Here is a 21,652-nt window from a genome sequence, read left to right on the forward strand (position 1 = left end):
GGTTCACCTCGCGAAGTTACAGAGTTGCTTTTTTCAATTCGATTTCATAGGCTTCGATCAGGTCGTTTTCCAGGAAATCGGCGAAATTGTCCAGCCGGATGCCGCATTCCAGACCGTTCTTCACTTCCTTGACATCGTCCTGGAAACGGCGCAGCGACAGGATTTCACCGTTGTAGATCAATTGACGCTGACGGAACACCCGCGCTTTGGCGCCGACTTTGATGAAGCCGCTGTCGACGATACAGCCGCAGACTTTCGGACCTTTGCTCAATTCGAAGATCTGCAGGATCTTGGCGGTCCCGAGGATTTTTTCGCGTTTTTCCGGTTCGAGTTTGCCGGTCAGCGCGTCGGTGATGTCGTTCAGCAGTTCGTAAATGATGCTGTACAGCCGGATTTCGACGTTCTGTTTTTTGGCCAGATCGTTGACGCCGGGATTGACCCGGACGTGGAATCCGACGATGATCGCGTTGGAGGCCGCCGCCAGCATCACGTCGTTTTCGGTGATGGCGCCGACGCTGTTCATAATCACTTCGACTTTGATCTTGTCGGACGGCAGTTTGTTCAGGGAATCCTCGATCGCTTCGCCGGAGCCTTTGACGTCGGATTTGATGATCAACTGCAGGCTGTTGACGTTCTGGCTGTTCAAGCGGCTGAACAGGTCGTCGACATTGGCGATGGTATCCTGCGCCAGGCTGTTTTTGCGCCTGCTTTCCGTCCGGGCTTCCGCTTCCTGCCTGGCCTGTTTCTCGTTGCGGCAGACGACCAGCCTGGCGCCGGCTTCCGGTACGCCGGAAAGCCCGACCACCCGGACCGGCATGCTCGGACCGGCGGATTTCACCCGTTCGCCCTTGTCGTTGAAGAGCGCTTTGATTTTACCCATGAATTCACCGCACAGCGCGATATCGCCGACCTTCAGCGTCCCGTCCTGGACCAGAACACTGGCGGTGGAGCCGAGGCCCTGTTCGACCTGCGATTCGATGACGATCGCCTTGGCGGAGCGTTTCGGCGCCGCTTTCAGTTCGAGAATTTCCGCTTCCAGCAGGATGCGGTCCAGCAGGTTGTCGATCCCTTCGCCGGTCTTGGCGGAAACCCGTACCGTGCCGACTTCGCCGCCCCAGTCTTCGCTCATCAGGTTGTTCTGCTGCATTTGCAGCAGCACGCGGTCCGGATTGGCGTCCGGCAGATCGATTTTATTGATGGCGACGATAATCGGCACGCCGGCGGCTTTGGCGTGATTCAGCGCTTCGACCGTCTGCGGCTTGAAGCCGTCGTCGGCGGCGACGACCAGCACGACGATATCGGTGACGTTGGCGCCGCGCGAACGCATGTGGGTGAACGCCTCATGGCCGGGAGTGTCGATGAAGGTGATCGGGCGATTGTGGTAAACGATCGTCGACGCGCCGATGTGCTGGGTGATGCGGCCGGACTCCCCGGCGACGACGTTGGTGTGGCGCACTTTGTCCTGCAGCGAAGTTTTGCCGTGGTCGACGTGGCCCATAAATGTGACGATCGGCGGCCGCTCGCGCAAATTCTTCGGATTGGTTTCCGGCTCCGGATCAAGTTCGTAACCGTTGTCCTCCGGCGCGGAACCGGTGCCGCCATTGCCCGGCTGGGCTTTGGTTTTGGCGTCGACAACCAGTTCGACCCGGTAATTCCTGCAGAGTTTTTTCGCGATATTTTCCGGCAGCGCTTGGTTGATGCTGGCCAGTTCGCCGAGTTTCATCAGGTCGCTGATGATCTCGTTGGGCTTCCGGTTGAGCGCTTCCGCCAGATTTTTGACGATAATCGGGCTGTTGAGGTGAATTTTCGCCCCGCCGGCTTCTTCGTCTTTCTTTTTGGCGTCCTTGTCCTTGTTGCCGTAAAGACCTTCGAAATACTCTTCGACCAGATCGACCAGATCATTCGGAATATAACCGCTGGCATTTTCCAGCTCGATTCCCTGGGTGGCCAGTTCGTCGAGAATGGTTTTGGGCGACACCCCGTAACGTTCGGCAATGTTTTTTATTTTGATTTTCTTCATGCTTTGTCATTTCTCCTTAATCAGTTTTCGTCGGGGCGGGCCTTGGCGGCTCATTGGTCCAAACGGTCAAAGGCCGCTTCGATTTCGGCGGCATCGATGTCCGGAATTTCAAGTATCTGCGCCCGGCCTGCCGTTTTCACGCCTTCGACGGAAACATAGCCGTTGCAGACGAGCGTATAGGCCGTTTCCTCGCGGATGTCGAGCTCCTTGGCCAGCGCTTTGCTCGCCCGCCGGATTTTATCTTCCAGCGATTCGGTCGGTTTTTCGCCGGCGGTCTGAATGCTGATGTTCCAGCCCAGCAATTTTGAAGACAGGCGGACATTCTGCGCTTTCTTGCCGAACGCCAGCTTCGATTGTTCCGCCGTGACGTAAACGATCAGTTCGCGTTTGTCCGGGAAGGCTTCGACCGACTGCACCTTGGCCGGCTGCAGCGCATTGGCGGCGAATTTGCGGATGTCCTCGTCATACGGGATGATGTCGATGCGTTCGCCGTTGAGTTCGGAGGTGATGTTGCGCACCCGGATGCCGCGCAGGCCGACGCAGGCGCCGACCGGATCGACATGGGAATCGGTGCTGACTACCGCGATTTTCGTCCGGCTGCCGGCTTCCCGGGCGATCGCTTTGATCTGGACGACGCCGTCGTGAATTTCGGTGACCTCCCGTTCGAACAAACGCAGCACGAAATCCGGATGGGTCCGGGAGACGATCAGGCTCGGGCCGGCGCTCAGGATGTCGACCTTCAGCAGCAGCGCGTTGATCCGATCGCCGGGCATGTACTGTTCGCCGGCGATTTTTTCCCGGGAGCTCAGGATGCCTTCGGCCTTCTGGAAGTCGATGATGATGTTGCCGTTTTCGAAGCGGCGGACGATGCCGTTGATGATCTGGCCGACCCGGTCGGCGAATTCGTCGCGGACGATCTCCTTTTCGGCCTTGCGCAACTGCTGCATGATCGCCTGTTTGGCGGTCTGGGCGGCGATGCGGCCGAAATTGCGCGGCGTCACTTCCCATTCGACGATGTCGCCGACTTTGACGTCGGGCAGCTTCTCGCGGGCGCGTTCGATGACCAACTGGTCGTTGGTCGGATTGCTTTCGACCACTTCCAGCGTCGCCCAGGCGTGGATGGCGCCGGTGTTCGGGTCGACTTCGACCCGCAGTTTGCTGGCCGGATGGATGCTTTTGCGCGAAGCGGACAACAGCGCGCCTTCGACCGCTTTGACCAGAAGTTCACGGTTGAGGCCGCGTTCCTGTTCGATATATTCTAAAATAGTCAATAATTCGTTGCTCACTTTTCAACCCTTTCTCTGCTGCCGAAGCGGACAATTGTTGAGTAACTAAATTGTTCCGGCGAAACCGGAACAGCCGGACAACACAAAACAAAAAAAGCGGGTAAAACTCACCCACTTCCCTTGCTGAGTCTACAATTTTTCGTCGTCTTTACCAGAACTCAGGAGATAATATAATCAGGAAAGTGGAAGTATCAAGAGCATCAATCACTTTTTCCGGTGATTATTCCGTGATCCGGCCGGCAAAAACGGCGATATTTCGATTTTTTTGCCGGTAAAAAGTGATTTATGGCTTGAATATTACGAAAGTTGTGGCATTTTTACTGGCTTGTTAGAGATTGTCGGTCATGGTCCGAGCCGGTGTGGATTTTTTCGGACGAAAGACCGTGGCCAATGAATGTGAAGAATACACTTTTTTTAGAAGTAAAAACTCAAAAGCAAGGATGAATTGAAATGCCTCATTTGAAATCCGCCATCAAGCGGTTGCGGACCAGCAAGCTGGCCAATCAGCGCAACAAAGCCCGTACCAGCGCGTTGAAAACCTTTGAGAAGAAATTCCGCGCCGCCGTCAGTTCCGGCGATGCTGCCCAGGCGGCCGAACTGCTCAAAATGTGCTGCAGCAAACTCGACAAAGCGGCCAAAGTCGGTGTAATCCATCGCAATAAAGTGGCCAACAAGAAATCTCAGCTCGACAAACTGATGAATTCCCTGCAGGCAAATTAAAGCTGAGCTCTGCATCCATTAATTTTCAGTAACAAGGATTCAAAATGGGTAACCTTAAGAAGAAGCGTCGGAGAAAAATCGCCAAGCACAAGCGTAAAAAGCAGCTCAAGTCTTTGCGGCATAAGAACAAGTAAGTCCTGCCGGATTGCCGGGGCTTGGTTGTGGGATAAAAAGAGTCCGTTCAACGCTCTTCCGCTTGAATTTTCAATGGGAGAGCGTTATTTTTTTGTTCAGGCAAGGTGCCCGGCAGTCGGCCGGCGGCGCGGTCTGCGGTGGTGGTCTGTTTGGAATTAACAGCATAGGGAAAGACGGAATCATGCGACGATGGTGGAAATTCATCCTGGCCGGCAGTTTGCCGTGGATGGCCGGCGCCGGCGAGGTCGGTATCGACTGGTTGAACGCGGACGGCAGTGCGCCGCCGGCTGAAACGGCGGTTGCCGAAGCGGCCCCGAAAGCGCAGGCGTTAGCCGGGTTTGCGATGGCGCTGCTCGGTGAGGAGGGCGGCGATGAAAATTCCTGGCTGCTGCAGGCGCTGGCCAACGATGCCGATGCCCGGTTGCCGTTGAAACTTCTGCTGCAGCAGTTGCAGCAGAGTTATCCGATAGATGAAGCGGTGATCCGCCGGCTGTGCGAGATTGCCGAGGCCAATCCGCAGGCATTGATGCTGAACATGGTTGCCCTGGAATTAGGCAACGATCTGGAGCGGGAGCCATTGTCTTCCGAGCGGCAGTTGGCGATGGGATTGGCGGTCTGGAAGAGGTTGCCGCCGGACCGGAACTGGACGGATGCCGAATTGGCGGAGCAGTACGTCAAACTGATCGGCGGACTGGTGCTGCTCTATGCCAACCAAGGGCAATTCGAAGCCGGGGAAAAATTATTGACCGACGAACTGGAGCTGGTCGGCGGCAGCGGTTACCGGCATGAGCGGTTGCTGGAAAATGCGGCGATCTTCTACCGGCTGGGGGCGGAGCATGCCTCGGACGACCGGGGGTGGCTGGGCTGGCGGGACAGCCCGCGGCAGCGTTATCGGGAGCGGCTGGCGGCGACGTTGGAACAGTTGCTGGCGGAAGCCGATGAGCTGAAGGAGAACTCCGCCCTGCAGCGGCTGACGGTTTTTCGGAATCTCGGCTGCGACACGGAGTTCGAAACGCTGGTGGCCCGGTTGATCAAACGACCGGATATCGTCAGAAAGGCGGATCTGTATACGTTGCTGGCGGAGCAGCGGCAGCGGGCCGGCCGATTCCAGGAAGCCTGTGAATTGTGGAAAAAACTGTGCCGGCTCTTCCCGCTGGAGCGGGAATACCGGCTGAATCTGGGATATGCCGCCTTCCTCGGCGGCGATTATGAACTGGCGGCGGAACAATTCGAATGGATTTTGCTCCTGCTGCCGAAAAACGACGGCATCCGGCAGATGCTGATTCACTGCTGTCTGACCTTGGGCCAATACGACAAAGCCGCGCGGCTGAATAGAAAAATACAGGATGAATTCAACCGTAAATGCACTTCAATCGAAATTGCCTTGTGGCGAAAATCGCTGTCGAAGGCGCGGGAGCTGTTGACCGAACTGGAGGACGAGGCGGTGGCGGCGCCGGTCAACGAGGTTTTCTTTCAACGTCTGGAGCGGGTGTACAATTTATGGATGGCGCTGGCCGAGCTGCAGCATGATACCGGGTTGGCCATCAGGATTTGCTCTGAGATGGAGACGATGGGGCTGCTGGATGTGCCGCGGAATGCCAATAACATCGGTTATACGCTGGCGATTTTGGACATTGAACTGGACAAGGCGGAAAAATTAATCCGGTTGGCGCTGGCGGAGGACCGGGAGTTCGATGTATTGGACAGCATGGCGATGCTCTGCTTCCGGCGCGGCAGATACCGGGAAGCGGTCGATTATATCGAAGAGGCGCTGGCATTGCAGACGGAGCGGAAGGACGGCGTCATCTATGAGCATGCCGGCGACATTTACCTGGCGGTCGGCAAGCCGGACCTGGCGGCGGAATGTTATCGTCTGGCCCTGCAGTATGTGTCCTATGGTCTGGATACCGACGGCGTCAAAGCCAAGCTGCAGGCGCTGGAAGCCGGAAATTGATCTTGCCTTGATTTTCAAAAAAAATCAACCGCTCCGGATCGTGCCCGGACCTGCCGGAATCGGCTCTGCACGCTTCAATTGCGGCAAAACAGGCCGCTGGTCCACTCTTTTTCGGTGAAGCGGTCCAGCTCCCGGCCGCCGGCGTCGGTGAAAACCGCCGCCAGGGCGTCGAATTCGCTGTTGAGGATACCGGCCAGCGCCAGATAGCCGCCGGGCCTCACCCAGCCGACGATGCGGCGGGCATTGGCTTTCAAAATGTGGCCGAGGATGTTGACCAGCGCCAGATCGTAACCGCCTTCCGGCGCCTCGTAACCGACGGCATCTCCTTGGAACAGGCGGATCTGCCCGGTCAACTGATTGATCGCAATGTTTTCCGCGGCCACTTTGACCGCGTCCGGGTCGTAGTCGAAGGCGTCGATCGGCCGGTAGCCGAGTTTTCCGGCGGCGATCGCCAGGATGCCGGAACCGCAGCCGGCGTCGAGGACCGAACGGACTTCGGGCCGCCCGGCCAGCCGGGCGAGGGTTTTCAGGCAATAGGCGGTCGTGGCGTGCTGGCCGGTGCCGAAACTCATCCCCGGATCGATGTCGACGACCGCCTGGCCGGGTTTCGGTTCATAGGCCAGCCAGCTCGGCCGGATGACCAGGTTGTCGGCGATGTGGATGAGGTGGAAATATTTTTTCCAGACTTCCGACCAGTCCTCTTTGGGCAGTTCGAAATATTCCGGCGCCGAGAGGCGGATGCCGTATTCCGCCCACAGCGGCAGCAGTTGCTGCAATTGCGCCATCGCCGCCAGCGCGGCCGCCTTGTCCAGCGTATAAACGGTGTGCCAGACGGATTTTTCCTCGCGGTTTTCCCAGGTGCCGACATAGGCGTCCAGGGCGGACAGAAATTCGACCGTCTGATTGTAATCGTCGGACAGATCACGCATTTTACAGCAATAAAGCAACTCGCTCATTTTCCAGAAAATTCCTTGATTGGTTCGTTTTTCCTTAACCTGGCTTACTATACCGTCCGATTGCGGATTTTGCCAATCCGGCCGGGCGGGGAAAAGATTTTTGTTTTCGCGGGGGGCGTGCTTTAAAAAGCGATTTCCGGGAGTATAGTAATAACGAATGATTTTGAATGAAACCAACCTCTAACAGAATTGGGAAAGCGATGTCGCAAACTGTTGAGACAATTGTCGTACTGGACTTCGGTTCGCAATACAGCCAGCTCATTGCCCGGCGCATTCGCGAATGCAGCGTCTACAGCAAGATTCTGCCGTTCCACGCGTCGGCGGAACGGATTCTGGCGGAAAATCCGAAGGGCATTATTTTAAGCGGCGGACCGGCCAGCGTTTATCAGGAAAACGCGCCGAAGTGCGATCCGAAAATTTTTGAACTCGGCATTCCGGTGCTCGGTATCTGTTACGGACTGCAACTGCTGATCATGACCCTCGGCGGCCGGGTGGCGCCCGGCAAGGCGCGCGAATACGGCAAAGCGATGCTGAAGATCGCCGATTCCGGATCGCTGTTCAACGGCCTGTCCGGCGAAATCCAGGTGTGGATGTCGCACGGCGACAAAGTGACCGCGCCGCCGCCGGGCAAATTCAAGGTGCTGGCGACGACCGACAACTGCGAATATTGCGCGGTTACCGTCGAGGATCGCAATATTTTCGGCATTCAGTTCCACCCGGAGGTGGTTCACACGCCGCAGGGCAAACGGATTATCTGCAATTTCTGCCATGATATCTGCGGCTGTGCCGGCAATTGGACGATGGCGGGTTTTATCGAGCAATCGGTCAGTGAAATCCGGGAGACGGTCGGCCGGAACCGGGTGATTCTGGGGTTGTCCGGCGGCGTCGATTCCTCGGTGGCGGCGGCGTTGATCAACAAAGCGATCGGCGGGCAGTTGACCTGTATTTTCGTCAACAACGGCCTGTTGCGCAAAAACGAAGCGCAGCGGGTTCAGGATTTGTTCGGCCGCAATTTTCGGATGAAGCTGGTTTACGTCGACGCGACCGAACGGTTCATGACCAAACTCAAGGACGTCGCCGAGCCGGAACGCAAACGTAAAATCATCGGTCATGAATTCGTTCAGGTGTTCGACGAAGCGTCGTCGGCGATCGAGGATGCCGTTTTCCTGGCGCAGGGCACCACTTATCCGGACGTCATCGAGAGTGTGCCGATCGACGGCAATCCGGCGGCGATGATCAAAAGCCATCACAATGTCGGCGGTTTGCCGAAAGAGATGAAATTCAAATTGCTGGAGCCGTTGAGCCGCCTGTTCAAGGATGAAGTGCGGGAGGTCGGCCGGCAGCTCGGTCTGCCGGAGGATGTCGTCATGCGGCAGCCGTTCCCGGGGCCCGGTCTGGCGGTGCGCCATCTCGGGGCGGTTTCGACCGAAACGCTGGATATTCTGCGCGATGCCGACGAGATCGTCGTCGATGAAATCAAAAAGGCCGGTTTGTATTTCAAAATCTGGCAGACCTTCGCGGTATTCCTGCCGTTGCGTACCGTCGGGGTGATGGGCGACGAACGGACCTACGATTATGTGATTGCATTGCGGGCGGTCGAAAGCTGCGACGGCATGACCGCCGACTGGGTGAAATTGCCGTACGAATTGCTGGAAACGATTTCCAACCGGATCATCAACGAAGTGCGCGGCGTCAACCGGGTGGTCTACGACATCACCTCGAAGCCGCCGGGCACGATCGAATGGGAATAAGATGGCGATGCGGATCATCGGCGGGGTTGGACGGAGCCTGGTGCTGGAAGTGCCGGCTGGGTTGGCGGTGCGGCCGACGGCCGGTCGGGCCCGCGAAGCGCTGTTCAACAGCCTCGGTGATCTGACCGGCTTGACGGTGTTCGATCTGTGCGCCGGCAGCGGCGCGCTCGGGCTGGAAGCGGCCAGCCGGGGGGCGGCGCTGGTGGTGATGGTCGAGAAGGAACGGCGGCATTGTGCCGCGATCGAGCGCAATGTTGCCGCGTTGCGGAAAAGTGGCGTCGAAACGGAATGCCGGGTCGTCTGCGGCGATGTCGCGGCGGCGGCTTTTCAGTTTCAGTCTTCCGGTGCCGATTTGATTTTCAGCGACCCGCCTTACGACCGATCAATTGAATTATTTGAGACTTTGTTGGGCAACCGGCGTTTCGTCCAGTGGGCTGCCGGGGCGAAACTGGTCTGGGAAATTCCTGATGTGCCGGGGGCGGTCGGACCGTTCCTCGGCCGGCCGGCCGTGACGGCAACCGTTCGTAAATTCGGCGGCACCGACTTTCTGGTCGGCCGCTTCCAGGTCTCATGACGATAGCGCTGGAGAATTGGCGCTGGCATGGCGCCATCGGTCCGGCCGAGGCGGCCGGGTTCGTGCTGTCCGAAGCCAATTGCATCAAGCGCAATCCGGTGCGGCGGGTTTACCTGACCGGCGATTGCTACGTCAAGATCGAATTTCCGGCCGGTCGCCTGCGCCGGCTGGGCGCCGGCTGGCGGCCGAAGGCGGCGGCGGAATACGGCGCGGCGCGTCGGCTGGTCGCTGCCGGTATGCCGGTGGTTGAATATCTCGGCTGGGGACAGCGCGGCGGTCTTAATGCGGTCGTTTCCCGCCGCTGGCCGGACGGCGAAGATGTTCACTCCTATTTTTACCGCGAACTGGTCTACGGTGCCGAAAAAGCGCCGGAATTTTATGCGGCGCTGCTGGATTTTCTGGGCCGTTACCGGCACTGCGGCGTCAATCATCCCGATTTTCATCTCGGCAATGTCCTGTATCGGCCGGATGACCGGCAATTCACTCTGGTCGATGTTTACCGGGTTGGCCTGGGCGGCCGGGAAGGGGTGCGGCGGCGTCAACTGGGACATTTCCTGTTGGAATTGCGGGCGGCACAGCCGTTGGAACAACTGCTGGACTGGGGGGCGCAACTGGGACTGTCGGCTTCGCTGCTGCGGCAGGAGCTGGCGGACGCCCGGGTGGCGCTGCGGCGCGAACTGCCGCGCCGTCTGCGGCAATTGCTGGAGGGGTATCCGAAGTTTTCCGCGTGGAGTTCGGACGGAGAACGCCGGGTGCTGCTGATCAAGGACATGCTGCGCCGGCTGCCGGTTCCGGCGCAATTGGCCGGACCGGAAAAAACTGCGCCGGAGAGGATTGAAAAGTTGCTGGCGGACGAATTGTTCGGCCGGTTGGATGGCCGGAGCGAAACGGGCATGATCGCCGCTTGGGAGCCGCCGGATCTGGTTTACCGCCGGCAGCGCCCTCTGTAAGTTTTTTTTATAGAACAATGGATACCGTCGGCTGCTCTTCTCCGACCGGCACCGCCCCGGAACCAATCGTTTTGAATTCGGCTCTATTCTTGTAGAAACTCGAAATCGTAGCCTTTCAAATCCAGTTCGTCGACCAGGGCGCGGATGTTCTTCTGCAAGGCCGGATTGACCGGGACGCCTTCTTTCAAGCGCCGTTGATAATTCAGGTACTCCTTTTCTCCGGCGGTGTAGATGTGCGGCTGGCCGGGCGCCCGGCGCGAGGCGCGCAATTCGCGCAGAATATCGCCGGCGGTCTTTTTGAAACTGTCCAGGCCGGTGAAGCATTCGATGTTGATTGCCAGGAAGAAGTGTCCCAGGTGATAAGGCCGTTTGCTGCCGTCGGCGTTGAACCCGAGCAACCCCTTGAGGAAACTGCCCTGCTGCAGCGCCGCCGACAGGATTTCGACCACCGTCGCGTAACCGTAACCCTTGTAGCCGCCGTGTTCCTCGCCGATGCCGCCGAGCGGCGTCAACGCCGCTTTGCCCTTGACCAGGTCGATCAGGATCTGTTCGGTATCGGTGCGGGTTCGGCCGTCCTCGCCGATCACCCAGCCGGGCGGCAGTTCCCTGCCGGCGCGGGCGTACACTTCGATCTTGCCGCGCTGCGAAATGCTGGTGGCGCAGTCGAGCAGGAACGGAAACGGTTCATCGGTCGGCATGCCGAAGGTCAACGGGTTGGTGCCGAGCATGTTTTCGACGCCGAAAGTCGGGGCGATCGACGGCCGGGCGTTGGTGCCGGTCATGCCGATCATGCCGTGTTCGGCCGCCATCAATGCGTAATAGCCGGCGATGCCGTAATGGGTCGAATTGCGCACCGCCGTCATCCCCATGCCGTACTGTTTTGCTTTGTCGATCGCCAACTGCATCGCCTGTCTGGCGATGACCTGGCCCATGCCGTCGTGGCCGTCGATGACCGCGGTGGTCGGGCTTTCGCGGACGATTTCAAACCGGGTGACCGGCTGCTGTATGCCGGCTTTGATCCGGTCGTAATAGATCGGTTTGAGGCGGCCGATGCCGTGCGAATCGATGCCCAGCTTGTCCGCCGTGATCAATACGTCGGCGCAGATCGCCGCATCGGCGGCCGGGACGCCGCTCTTTTCGAAAACTTCACGCATGAAACGCTCCAGCGTCTCAAAGTCGATCCGGTAAATTTTTTCGGCGTCCATCGGCTTCCTCCTTATGACAGGGTTGATTGATTGTTCCGTTCCCGGCGCAATTTGACCGCCACGCTGCGGGTATGGGCAAGCGCTCCTGGTTTGTCGACGGTCACTTCGACCGCCATGACCGGCGCATGGCTTAGACAGAGTTCGGCCGTTGCCGCGGCGAAACGCTCGATCAGCCGAAAACGGCTGTCGGCCCCGAGTTGCAGAATCTGCCGTTCCAGCATCTGATAATTGACTGTCCGGGCCAGGTCATCGCCGGTGCCGGCTTCGTTCAGGTCGAGTTCCAGTTCGAGGTTGAGCAGCAGCTCCCGCTGCTGCCGGCGTTCGGCCGGCAGCGTGCCGATCGTCGTCACCACCCGCAGGTCGCGTAAAATGATTTTATCCATCGGTCAACCGCCTTTCCTTAACTGTGCATCACCAGCTCGGAACGCCGGTAGAGCAGCAGCGGGTCCAGCGAATGCTTGGCCTGACGCAAACCGGGATCGCCCAGGTCCTGTTCGCGGTTGATCAGCGCGGCCCGGCCGTTCAGCGTCGCCGCCATCTGCTGGGTGACGACCTGTCCGGCTCCCTTGTGGTGGTGATCGGCTTTTTCGAAATGGACGTCGAAGACGCCGTCGCCCAGCGGGCTGTAAAGCGAGAAGCCGACCGGGGCATCGCCGGCAAACAGCAGAATGCCTTCCAGTTGCAATTCCGGGCGGTCGAAAAATAGCCAGGTCCTTTCCAGTGCCAGATTTTCTTCCTCGATAAAACGCGATTGCTCCTGTTCGCCGTTCAATTGCCCGGCGAGACATCGCACCAGTTCAAGATTGGCCGTGGTGATCGGTTCGATACGGTGAACGGGGTATTCTTCATGGAATTGTTTGATCAGGTTGCGTTTTTTCCGCAGCCGGCTGCCGGTCAATTCGGTCAGGTGCCGGACCGAGTAGAGATAATCGGCGTAATCTTCCGAACCAGTCACTTTGAACAGCACGGCGACTTCGGGAAACTGCAGCAGATAGTCGTCCGGCACATCGTAGTAACCGTGCAGGGTATGGCCGGTTTCCTGGAGGATGCCGGCGATTTCGAGTAATTTTTCCGGCGGCAGGAAAGGGCCGAACGGAAACTGCAGGACCTGCTCCAGTTTGCTGTAGACGAACAGCCGTCCCTCGTATTCAAAGAAACAACTGTCGTAGACTTCTCCCCACAGGAAGAGGTTGGTGAAACTGCATTCGCAACTGACGCGCGGCTGTCGTCGCAAAGCTGCGCGGAACAACGCGGCGTCGGCCAGTTCGATGGGCCGCAAACCGGCCACGGCTTTTGAAATATTTTCGTTCATTTTTTTCGATTCGCTTCCAATCTGTATTTACTCCTCAAAAACTGTTTTTAATATAACACCGGAAGCGGCCAATAACAAAGCGGCCGTCCGACGTTTTCACGCCGGACGGCCAAAATATGTGAACTGCGGCGGTCCTCATGCCGCCGGCAGAGGCGTCACGCTTCGGTTTCGCCGCCCAGTTTCCTGCTTTTCATCCGCCGCCGCTCCAGATCGGTCAGATAGAATTTCCGCAGCCGGATGTTCAGCGGCGTCACTTCGACCAGTTCATCGTCCTCAATGTATTCCAGCGCCTGTTCCAGGCTCATTTTGCGGGCCGGGGCGATCTTCAGGTTGCGGTCGGAACCGGAGGCGCGCATATTGGTCAACTGTTTGGCTTTCTGGACGTTGACGTTCAGGTCGCCTTCTTTGCAGTGTTCACCGACAATCATTCCTTCGTAGGTTTCGGTCGTCGGGGTGATGAAGAAAAATCCGCGCTGCTGCAACGCGTCGATGGCGAAGGCTTCCGCCCGGCCCGAACCCATGCTGACCAGCGTGCCGACCGAGCGTTGCGGAATTTCGCCGCGGAACGGCGCGTATTTCAGAAAACGGTGTGAAACGATCGCTTCGCCGGCGCTGGCGGTCAATGCCTTGCTCCGGAAACCGATCAGGCCGCGGGTCGGGATGTTGAATTCCAGCAGTTGGCGGTTGCCGCGCGCTTCCATATGGAGCATTTCGCCTTTGCGCAGTCCGACCAGCTCGATGATCTTGCCGGCGAATTCATCCGGCACGTCGACGGTCAGCACTTCGAGCGGTTCGGACCGCACGCCGTCGATCACTTTGCAGATCACCTGCGGCTTGGCCACCGAAAGCTCATAGCCTTCCCGGCGCATCGTCTCGATCAGAATCGCCAGATGCAGCACGCCGCGGCCGCTGACTTTGAACGCCTCGCCGTTGACGTCCTCGACCCGCAGCGCCACGTCTTTTTCCATTTCGCGGAACAGCCGTTCGCGCAGATGGCGGCTGCTGACATATTTGCCTTCCTTGCCGTACAGCGGCGAATCGTTGACCCGGAACAGCATTGAAATGGTCGGCTCGTCGATGGCGATCGGCGGCATCTGCTCCGGATATTCCGCATCGGCGATCGTATCGCTGATATCGATGCCTTCGATGCCGACGATGGCGCAGAGATCGCCGCATTCGACGATGTCGGTTTCCCGGCGGCCGACGCCTTCGAAGGTGAACAACTGCTTGATGTGGGCCGGACTGCGGCTGCCGTCGCGCTTGATCAGGGTCAAGGCCTTGCGGGTGTCCAGCCGGCCGCGGTAAACCCGGCCGATGCCGATGCGGCCGACGAATTCGGAGTAATCCAGCGTCGCCACCTGCAACTGGACCGGGCCTTCGAGTTTTTTCGGCGCCGGAATGTGTTCCAGGATGGCATCCATCAGCGGGAAGATCGAGGTGCGCGGATCGTCGAGATTGCGTACCGCCCAGCCGTCGCGGCCGCTGGCGTACAGTACCGGAAATTCCAACTGTTCGTCGGAGGCATCCAGTTCGCAGAAGAGGTCGAATACCTTGTCGTGCACGACGTTCGGCCGGGCGTCCGGTTTGTCGATCTTGTTGATGACGACGATCGGATGCAGGTTGAGCTGCAGCGCCTTGTCGAGCACGAAGCGGGTCTGCGGCATCGGTCCTTCGGCCGAATCGACCAGCAGCAGCACGCCGTCGGCCAGTTTGAGCACCCGTTCGACCTGGCCGCCGAAGTCGCTGTGGCCGGGGGTGTCGAGGATATTGATCTTGACGTTCTTGTATTCGATGCTGACATTTTTGGCCAGGATGGTGATGCCGCGTTCGCGTTCGAGATCATTGTTGTCGAGGAAACATTCGGCCACTTCCTGATTGTCGCGGAAAATTTTGGCCTGCTTGAGGATTTCGTCCACCAGAGTGGTTTTGCCGTGGTCGACGTGGGCGATAATCGCTATGTTCCTAATTTCATGCATGGTGAATCTCAGTTTCGCTAAAGAATGGGTTGTTTTCCGAACCCGGCCGACTGTCCGACTGAGGTCCGCATTTTTTTTATTCCGTTTAATATACCCGATTTGTCCGGAAAAGCAATGTTTGAACGCGGTTTTTATGGGAATTTTGACCAGGATTGAGAATTTTGTCCACTTTGCAGCCGTGGCCGGTGCGGCCGGCGGCCAGCTCAAAAATACTATTTTTAGCACATAAATCATATTGTCAAAGCGGTTTATCCAGATTATATTGTCGGGACGATCGAATTTTTCAATCCTAATAACCAAATGGCAGGGATCTACCAGATGACGAAAATTACTTTCATGGGAGCGGGCAGCACGGTTTTCGCCAAGAATGTGCTTGGCGACACGATGTGTTACGAAGCGCTGCGGCATGCGCACATCGCGTTGTACGATATCGACGGCCAGCGGCTGAAAGAGTCCGAAAAAATGCTTCAGACTTTGAATGCCAATATCAACGACAACCGTTCGACGATCACCGCTCACCTCGGGGTGGAGAACCGCAAGGAGGCGCTGCGCGGCGCCGACTTCGTCGTCAATGCCATCCAGGTTGGCGGTTATGAACCTTCGACGGTCATCGATTTCGAGATTCCGAAGAAATACAATTTGCGCCAGACCATTGCCGACACGCTCGGCATCGGCGGTATTTTCCGTGGCCTGCGCACCATCCCGGTGATGCTGGATTTCGCCCGCGACATGGAAGCGGTCTGTCCGGACGCCTGGTTTTTGAATTACACCAACCCGATGTCGATTCTGACCGGCGCGATGCTGCGCGGTTCCGCCATCCGTACCGTCGGCCTGTGTCATTCGGTGCAGTGCGTTTCCGCCAGTTTGCTGGAAACGCTCGGTTTGCTGACCGATGAACGCCGGGCGGGCTTGAGCGACTGGGTGGCCGGCATCAACCACATGGGCTGGCTGCTGGATATCCGGGAGCACGGCAGGGATCTTTATCCGGAGATCAAAGCGCTGGCCGCGGAGAAGCTGGATGTCTGGCGCCGGGCCGACGGGAAGGCGGACAAGAGCACCAACATGGTCCGGCTGGAAATCATGCGGCGCTTCGGTTATTATGTCACCGAATCGAGCGAACACAGCGCCGAATACATGCCGTACTGGATCAAGCGCAATTATCCGGAGTTGATCGATGAATACAACATTCCGCTGGACGAGTATCCGCGCCGCTGCATCAGACAGATCGAGGACTGGAAGAGCCGGTACCGGGAGATTTGTGAAAATCCGCATTTGAGCCATGAAAAATCGCTGGAATACGGTTCCGGGATCATGAACGCCGTCACCACCAATACGCCGTATAAAATCGGCGGCAACGTGTTGAATCGCGGCCTGATCACCAATCTGCCGGACAACGCGGTGGTCGAGGTGCCGTGCCTGGTCGACGGCAACGGCGTCCAGGGCTGTTTCGTCGGCGCTCTGCCGCCGCAGTGCGCCGCGCTGAACATGACCCATATCAATGTTCACCTGCTGACGATCGAAGCGGCGCTGACGTTGAAGAAGGAGCATATCTACCAGGCCGCATTGCTGGATCCGCATACCTCCAGCGAGCTGTCGATCGATGAAATCGTCACGATGTGCGATGAGTTGATCGAGGCGCACGGCAATCTGCTGCCGAAATATCATTGATAAGAAAACCATCGCTCCGGCGGGACCGGAGCGAAACGGTTCACCGGGAAACGCCGGAATTCCGGCATTTGTCCTGACGGCAAAGCCCCAAGCGTTGGAGTAACGCAGGGGGCTTTGCTGTTTTCCGGCCGTTTCGGTGTGCTGCCGTATGGCGGTTCGGGGCGAGCCGTCTTTGAGTTTTTTCAAATAAAAAGACGAAAAATGCCGCGGAGGGGTTGACTTTTGCGGAAAAATTTACTATAATACACTTATAATACATTTAATACAGCATGGAAACAATTGTAAATGGAGCTTTATTGCAAGATTCAGAAGGATTTGAAAGCCGGCCGCTGGGGGCTGAAAGGGCAATTGCCGTCGTTCCGGTCGCTGGCCCGACATTACAATTGTTCGCTGACGGTGGTGCAGCAGGCGCTCCGGACGCTGGATGAAGAGGGATTGATCCGTTCCTGCCGCGGCAAAGGGACTTTCTGGGCCGATGCGCAGTTGAAACCGAATTTCCGGCAGAACAGGATCATCGGCATCACCTATCTGAACGGCTGCTTCAAGCAGGAATTGGAGGAGATCAAGAACGACTGGCTGGATGACGGCTGGTTTCTGGCCGGCTACAACGCCGACAAGCATCTGCAGGATCCGGCGATGGAACGGCGTTTCGTTCTGCAGGCGCGCCGGGAACACTTTACCGGCGTGGTGCTGTTGGCGACGCCGCTGCCGCCGACCAACCGTCATCTCTTCGCATCGATGCGGCTGGAAGGCATGAAAATCGCCCACCTGATGCCCTACCAGGACGATATGACCCAGGAAGCCTGTTTTTGCGTCGATTATCAGGCCGCCGGCCGGCTGGCGGTCGCGGAAGCGGCCCGCGCCGGCTACCGGCGCATCGTCTACTGGCGGGAAGGGGACAGTCCGGACCGTCGCCTCAATCAGCAGGGGATTCGGGAGATGGCGGCGGCGCTCGGCGTGGAGCTGTTGCCCGATCTGGACCAGGCGCGGACCTGGAACCAGGCGGAAGTGGACGCCTTTCTGGCCGGAAACCGCACTGTCGAACCGCCCTTTCTGGCCGAACTTCTGGCCTTGCCGGCCGACAGTTGCATCTGTAGCCAGCCGCCGGTGCTGCTCAACCAGGCCAGCCGGTTGCTGCGGCGCTATGGAAGGCCGGACCGGCGCATCGGACTGGTGGCGCTGGATGATTTCAATGGCCGGGATTTATCGGTCAGCACCATCGTTTTCGATCATAAGGCCCAGTTGCAGGCGGCCTTCGAATATATTGCCGATTCCCGGCAGGGCGCGATCGATACGGTGCAGAAAGTATTTCCGCCTCGATTCATGGCCCGTGAGACGTTGTAAACGGAACGGAATTGTCTGAATTCCGTTATTTTGTTCGCTAGATGAATTGTTTTCAAACTGGAAAGGAAAAGAAAAATGTCGACGCTGCGAAAATCATCATTCACACTTATTGAATTGCTGATTGTTATTGCTATTATAGCTATTTTAGCTTCGATGCTGCTGCCGGCTTTGAGCCGGGCCAAGGCGGCGGCCATGAAGACGCGATGCATCAGCAATTTCAAACAAATCGGCCTGGCGAATCACCTGTATGCCGATGAGAATGACGATTGTCTTGTGCCGACGGTGAATGCCGACGGGCTTTACTGGTTTGCGCTCGTGGCGGAATATTGTTCGGCGCCGGATGGCTTGTGGAGCAGGGATGAGCGGCTGGAAAAAACGGTTCTGGTCTGTCCGAGTTTCACTGCAAAAGAGTCGTGCTATCTCGGGCATAGCTATCTGCCCAACAGTCACGGTCATGTGAATCAGCTCTGGTCACCGGCCAGCAGGCTGCAGAAAGCCAGTGCGGTAAAAAGCCCGTCCGGTAAAATTTCATTTGCCGAAGGTGACGGCGCGAATCCGTGCTTTGATATTGGCTATTCGTCCGACAACGGCGCGGTAGCTTATTTCGAATATCGGCACCCCCGCTCGATGGTCATGTTGTATTTCGATGGTCATGTCGCTCCGACTGTCGGATTGCTGCCGGATATGCGCTGGGACGACAACGATCCGGTCTGGCCGGTATTCTGAGGTATTACATGTACAATCTTGCTTGGATTATAGTGTTGGCGGGTTGGATGGCGGTTGCCGCTGGCGAAACGGTTCCGGAGTACTATCGAATTCTGGCGGACGATTGTGAATTGGCCAATACGGGCGTGCTGCCGGGCCGGCCGGAACCGACCTTGTGGCAGCCCGTCCCGGAAGAATCGGCCAACGGCTTTGCCGCCGCCCTGGTGGATACCGAGGAAACGCCGTCGCCGCATTGGATCTGGCGGGAGACCAATCCGCGCCGGGAATTCCATTTCATCAGCCTGCTGGAAGAGTACCGGGCTCAACCGCTGGCGGTGAGGTGTTTGCGGCCGCTGGAGGCGCTGACGGTGGAAGGTTCGGACCTGGTCAATGCTGCCGGCGATCGAATCGGTCGGGAAAATTGGGATGTTCGCGTCGTCAAAAATCTTTATTTTCAATTGGAAAACGGTCCGCGGCAGGACAGCAATCTGCTGATGAAGGGTGGAGCGCGGGATTGGCCGGCGGATATCACCGTTTACTACTGGTTGACCATTTATACGCCGGCCGGAACCGCGCCGGGACTCTACTCCGGTACGGTAACGTTGCGTACGGCCGCCGGTGGTGAACAAATTTTGCCGGTGAAACTGCGGGTGCTGGAAAAAAACTACCGGCCGCCGGCCGGTGAATGGGGGATGTGGATTCCCGGCCATTTTTACCGGCCGAGCAAGGGATATTGCCGGAATTACGCGCCGGAGTGGTGGACTCCGGAACGGATCGTCGATTATTTCCGGTTCTGGAAAACCCGGGGTTTTACCAGTCCGACCTATTCCGGCTGGTATCCGCAGATCGCGCTGGTCGATGGTGAAATTCAAATCGATTTCGCTGAGATGGATCAATTGATTGCTGCACCTGCTCAGGCCGGTTTGACCGGTCAGGCCGTCATCGGCGATACCCTGCTGTTCGAATATTGGGCGCATGCGGCGGCGCTGCAGATTCAGAGTAGTCATCAAGGCGAAATTCCCCGCCGCGGAACATTGGGAATCCGTAGCGACGAAGCGTTGAGCTGTCTGAGTTCCGGCCAGCCGTACGGGCCGTTGGAAGCCGAATTGTTCACTGCGATTATGAAAAAAGTGATGGCGCACGGCCGGGAAGCCGGTTGGCCCCGGATGATCTTTTATCCGGAAGAGGAGATCGGCAATCAGCCGTTCAAAGTGGCCGGCTACGACTTTTTCATGCCGCTGTTGCGGAATGCGGTCGGCCCGGAGCATTGTATTACCATCGATAACAATATCGGCCATATGAACGACCGTCTGGACCGGGGCAAGCGCGATCACAGTCGTTACCGCGCTTACAACGCCTGGGATCAGCCGGCCATTGACGACGCGAAACAAGAATCGGCGGCGATCTGGACCTTCAACCGTGGTTTCCTGCGCTCCGCCTGGGGCCATTACCTGCAGCGCATCGGCGCGACCGGCTGCCATCAGTGGGCCGACAACTGGGACGGCGGAAGCTATGGCGTCTGGTTCAACAGCATTGCTGCCGGCGACGGCAAGGTGCTGACCTCGGTCAACTATGAACGTGCTGCGCTGGGGTTGCGTGATCTGGCGCTGTTGCGCGAACTGGCGGACCTGGGCGGCGGGTATGCCGCCGAACTGGCGCAGATCAATGCGGTCGTTCAACTGGATTTGTTGCAAGACCGGGCGCAAAAGTATTACCATGACCTCAAGGATAGCGATTTGGAAGCCCGGCGCTGGCAAACCCTGCTGGCATTGAGCCGTGCCGGCCGGTTGAAAATACCGCTGCTGCCGGCAGCGGCCCCGGCTCCAGCGCTGGTTTCCGCCGAATTGCTGACAAATCCCGTCAAATTCGACGCCGTGGAAGGGCCCTGGCTGGAAAGCTGCGAATCGACCGGAATGCGGTTGGACGGGCTGGCGACGGAAGCCGCCTACCGGAAACCGGAAGCGGTCGCTGCCGTGTTTCACTGGACGAAGGAGCAGGAGGCGCGTTATCGTTCGCAGGCGGCATCGGAGGAGGAGTATGCCCGCTACCGGCCGTCGCCGTACCGGGTGGCGGTAACCCATGACTGCCGGGGGATCTATTTTTATTTCGAAGCGGAGGACCCGGCGTTTTCGACACTGTCCCGGAACCGCCGGCATGACGATGTAGCGATGTGGGAAGACGACTGCTTCGATATTTTTCTGCAGCCGCCGGACGGTTCCGGCGTCTGGCAGGTGATTTTCAACACTGCCGGCCAGGTACTGCTGCTGCAGGACGAGTCGCAACCGGTTCCCGGCAGCGGCATCGAAGTGGCGACCGTGCCGAATGATGACGGCATCGGCTATCGGCAGGAAGTTTTCATCCCCTATGCTGCACTGCAACTGGACGGCATGCCGGCGGTCGGAACGGGCTGGAAATTAAATCTGGGACGTGAATTGCACCGGAGCGGTCAATATACCACCTGGAGCCAGGTGGTCCGCAATTTCGGTATCGGCGGGGGGCGGTTGACGTTTGTCGATCCGTCGCCTGAAATCAAACGGTTGAGCTGGGGAAACGGCCGGTATGGCCGGAACCGGTTGAGCGGGGAAGTGAAGGAGGCGGACGCGGCGGTTGTTCTGCGGAGCCCGTCCGGCGCGATTTACCGGACCGAGAGCGGTGCCGGCGGTGAATTCGAGTTGATCTTTCCGGTGTCGGCCGCTGATGCGGGGACGTGGCAATTGACGATTTCCGGAGCGGATGGCACGGTGTGGCGACAGCAGCCGTGGGAGGTGACGCCGCCGGAGGCGAGGGTGAAAGTGCTGGCGGTGTCGCCGGTGGCGATCTCCGGTGACCGGATTTATTGCGACGCGGAGTTTGCGTTGGGCAATGCCGAGGAAAATTTTGTCGTCCGGGCCCGGCTGCTGGATGGGAACGGCCGGGAATTTCCGGTGACGCCGTTGCGACTGACTCGGCCGGAAAAGCAGCGGCTCTACATCGCAACCACCGGTTTGCCGGCCGGGAAATACCAACTGGAGCTTTTCCTGGATGATTCGTCGTCGTCAGCGGTGTCAGAAGAAAGTTGCCGGATTCTGCCGGCAGCATGGTGAACGGAGGAGGACG

Annotated in this window: 17 protein-coding genes; 10 read left to right on the plus strand and 7 right to left on the minus strand. The window is 58.2% G+C overall.

Annotated features, from left to right (window positions below; translation table 11 throughout):
• Positions 1-16: 16 nt before the first annotated feature.
• Together infB and nusA are read right to left on the minus strand one after the other, a co-directional pair.
• Positions 17-2,020 (minus strand): translation initiation factor IF-2, encoded by a 2,004-nt coding sequence (gene infB / locus HWX74_RS13820; protein ID WP_176014091.1) that lies wholly within the window; start codon positions 2,018-2,020, stop codon positions 17-19.
• Positions 2,021-2,070: 50 nt separating this feature from the next.
• Positions 2,071-3,306: a transcription termination factor NusA gene (gene nusA, locus HWX74_RS13825; RefSeq protein WP_176014092.1), complete on the minus strand. Its 1,236-nt coding sequence runs from the start codon at positions 3,304-3,306 to the stop codon at positions 2,071-2,073.
• 450 nt (positions 3,307-3,756) lie between these two features.
• Here nusA and rpsT point away from each other — a divergent pair, with 450 nt between their 5' ends.
• The 3 genes from rpsT to HWX74_RS13835 all read left to right on the plus strand — a co-directional run bounded on the left by rpsT (position 3,757) and on the right by HWX74_RS13835 (position 6,115).
• Complete coding sequence (gene rpsT / locus HWX74_RS13830) at positions 3,757-4,026, plus strand: 30S ribosomal protein S20 (protein ID WP_176014093.1); 270 nt, start codon at positions 3,757-3,759, stop codon at positions 4,024-4,026.
• 44 nt (positions 4,027-4,070) lie between these two features.
• Positions 4,071-4,160, plus strand: coding sequence for an AURKAIP1/COX24 domain-containing protein (locus tag HWX74_RS20710; protein ID WP_368506810.1), 90 nt, complete (start codon positions 4,071-4,073; stop codon positions 4,158-4,160).
• A 182-nt stretch (positions 4,161-4,342) separates the two neighbouring features.
• Positions 4,343-6,115 (plus strand): tetratricopeptide repeat protein, encoded by a 1,773-nt coding sequence (locus tag HWX74_RS13835; protein WP_176014094.1) that lies wholly within the window; start codon positions 4,343-4,345, stop codon positions 6,113-6,115.
• A 74-nt stretch (positions 6,116-6,189) separates the two neighbouring features.
• On the opposite strand, the gene HWX74_RS13840 is transcribed toward HWX74_RS13835, so the two are convergent.
• A complete protein-coding gene (locus HWX74_RS13840; protein ID WP_176014095.1) occupies positions 6,190-7,071 on the minus strand; it encodes a 50S ribosomal protein L11 methyltransferase in 882 nt (293 codons plus the stop codon).
• Positions 7,072-7,271: 200 nt separating this feature from the next.
• Between HWX74_RS13840 and guaA the strand changes: the two genes are divergently transcribed.
• Genes guaA through HWX74_RS13855 form a run of 3 tightly spaced genes read left to right on the plus strand, consistent with a single transcriptional unit; the run spans position 7,272 to position 10,346 of the window.
• On the plus strand, positions 7,272-8,822 hold the full coding sequence (guaA, locus tag HWX74_RS13845) for a glutamine-hydrolyzing GMP synthase (RefSeq protein WP_176014096.1): 1,551 nt from the start codon (positions 7,272-7,274) through the stop codon (positions 8,820-8,822).
• A 1-nt stretch (position 8,823) separates the two neighbouring features.
• Positions 8,824-9,396, plus strand: coding sequence for an RsmD family RNA methyltransferase (locus HWX74_RS13850; RefSeq protein WP_217704962.1), 573 nt, complete (start codon positions 8,824-8,826; stop codon positions 9,394-9,396).
• Positions 9,393-10,346, plus strand: a complete 954-nt coding sequence (locus tag HWX74_RS13855; protein ID WP_176014097.1) for a hypothetical protein — start codon at positions 9,393-9,395, stop codon at positions 10,344-10,346. Before HWX74_RS13850 ends, HWX74_RS13855 begins: the two co-directional genes overlap by 4 nt.
• Positions 10,347-10,429: 83 nt before the next feature.
• Here the strand turns inward: HWX74_RS13855 and HWX74_RS13860 are convergent, their stop codons facing one another.
• From HWX74_RS13860 to typA, 4 genes are all read right to left on the minus strand, one after another.
• Positions 10,430-11,551 (minus strand): Ldh family oxidoreductase, encoded by a 1,122-nt coding sequence (locus HWX74_RS13860; protein ID WP_176014098.1) that lies wholly within the window; start codon positions 11,549-11,551, stop codon positions 10,430-10,432.
• Between the two features lie 11 nt (positions 11,552-11,562).
• A complete protein-coding gene (gene folB, locus HWX74_RS13865; RefSeq protein WP_176014099.1) occupies positions 11,563-11,934 on the minus strand; it encodes a dihydroneopterin aldolase in 372 nt (123 codons plus the stop codon).
• A 17-nt stretch (positions 11,935-11,951) separates the two neighbouring features.
• Positions 11,952-12,863: a DUF2156 domain-containing protein gene (locus HWX74_RS13870; protein ID WP_176014100.1), complete on the minus strand. Its 912-nt coding sequence runs from the start codon at positions 12,861-12,863 to the stop codon at positions 11,952-11,954.
• 155 nt (positions 12,864-13,018) lie between these two features.
• Positions 13,019-14,839: a translational GTPase TypA gene (gene typA, locus HWX74_RS13875; protein WP_176014101.1), complete on the minus strand. Its 1,821-nt coding sequence runs from the start codon at positions 14,837-14,839 to the stop codon at positions 13,019-13,021.
• 318 nt (positions 14,840-15,157) lie between these two features.
• Between typA and HWX74_RS13880 the strand changes: the two genes are divergently transcribed.
• The 4 genes from HWX74_RS13880 to HWX74_RS13895 all read left to right on the plus strand — a co-directional run bounded on the left by HWX74_RS13880 (position 15,158) and on the right by HWX74_RS13895 (position 21,639).
• Positions 15,158-16,507, plus strand: coding sequence for an alpha-glucosidase/alpha-galactosidase (locus HWX74_RS13880; protein WP_176014102.1), 1,350 nt, complete (start codon positions 15,158-15,160; stop codon positions 16,505-16,507).
• A gap of 285 nt (positions 16,508-16,792) precedes the next feature.
• Entirely contained in the window at positions 16,793-17,851 is a 1,059-nt protein-coding gene (locus HWX74_RS13885; RefSeq protein WP_176014103.1) for a GntR family transcriptional regulator, read from the plus strand.
• 75 nt (positions 17,852-17,926) lie between these two features.
• On the plus strand, positions 17,927-18,577 hold the full coding sequence (locus HWX74_RS20535; protein WP_176014104.1) for a type II secretion system protein: 651 nt from the start codon (positions 17,927-17,929) through the stop codon (positions 18,575-18,577).
• Between the two features lie 47 nt (positions 18,578-18,624).
• Positions 18,625-21,639 (plus strand): hypothetical protein, encoded by a 3,015-nt coding sequence (locus HWX74_RS13895; protein ID WP_176014105.1) that lies wholly within the window; start codon positions 18,625-18,627, stop codon positions 21,637-21,639.
• Positions 21,640-21,652 lie beyond the last annotated feature (13 nt).

The sequence above is a fragment of the Victivallis sp. Marseille-Q1083 genome, from assembly GCF_903645315.1.
Lineage (GTDB): Bacteria > Verrucomicrobiota > Lentisphaeria > Victivallales > Victivallaceae > UMGS1518.

Bases quoted from the DNA above. Each gene is read 5' to 3' on its own strand.
- typA (WP_176014101.1), bottom strand. From the start codon at position 14,839: ATGCATGAAATTAGGAACATAGCGATTATCGCCCACGTCGACCACGGC.
- HWX74_RS20535 (WP_176014104.1), top strand. From the start codon at position 17,927: ATGTCGACGCTGCGAAAATCATCATTCACACTTATTGAATTGCTGATT.
- HWX74_RS13835 (WP_176014094.1), top strand. From the start codon at position 4,343: ATGCGACGATGGTGGAAATTCATCCTGGCCGGCAGTTTGCCGTGGATG.
- HWX74_RS13855 (WP_176014097.1), top strand. From the start codon at position 9,393: ATGACGATAGCGCTGGAGAATTGGCGCTGGCATGGCGCCATCGGTCCG.
- HWX74_RS13870 (WP_176014100.1), bottom strand. From the start codon at position 12,863: ATGAACGAAAATATTTCAAAAGCCGTGGCCGGTTTGCGGCCCATCGAA.
- HWX74_RS13840 (WP_176014095.1), bottom strand. From the start codon at position 7,071: ATGAGCGAGTTGCTTTATTGCTGTAAAATGCGTGATCTGTCCGACGAT.
- HWX74_RS13895 (WP_176014105.1), top strand. From the start codon at position 18,625: ATGGCGGTTGCCGCTGGCGAAACGGTTCCGGAGTACTATCGAATTCTG.
- folB (WP_176014099.1), bottom strand. From the start codon at position 11,934: ATGGATAAAATCATTTTACGCGACCTGCGGGTGGTGACGACGATCGGC.
- HWX74_RS13880 (WP_176014102.1), top strand. From the start codon at position 15,158: ATGACGAAAATTACTTTCATGGGAGCGGGCAGCACGGTTTTCGCCAAG.
- HWX74_RS20710 (WP_368506810.1), top strand. From the start codon at position 4,071: ATGGGTAACCTTAAGAAGAAGCGTCGGAGAAAAATCGCCAAGCACAAG.
- HWX74_RS13850 (WP_217704962.1), top strand. From the start codon at position 8,824: ATGGCGATGCGGATCATCGGCGGGGTTGGACGGAGCCTGGTGCTGGAA.
- guaA (WP_176014096.1), top strand. From the start codon at position 7,272: ATGTCGCAAACTGTTGAGACAATTGTCGTACTGGACTTCGGTTCGCAA.
- rpsT (WP_176014093.1), top strand. From the start codon at position 3,757: ATGCCTCATTTGAAATCCGCCATCAAGCGGTTGCGGACCAGCAAGCTG.
- HWX74_RS13860 (WP_176014098.1), bottom strand. From the start codon at position 11,551: ATGGACGCCGAAAAAATTTACCGGATCGACTTTGAGACGCTGGAGCGT.
- HWX74_RS13885 (WP_176014103.1), top strand. From the start codon at position 16,793: ATGGAGCTTTATTGCAAGATTCAGAAGGATTTGAAAGCCGGCCGCTGG.
- infB (WP_176014091.1), bottom strand. From the start codon at position 2,020: ATGAAGAAAATCAAAATAAAAAACATTGCCGAACGTTACGGGGTGTCG.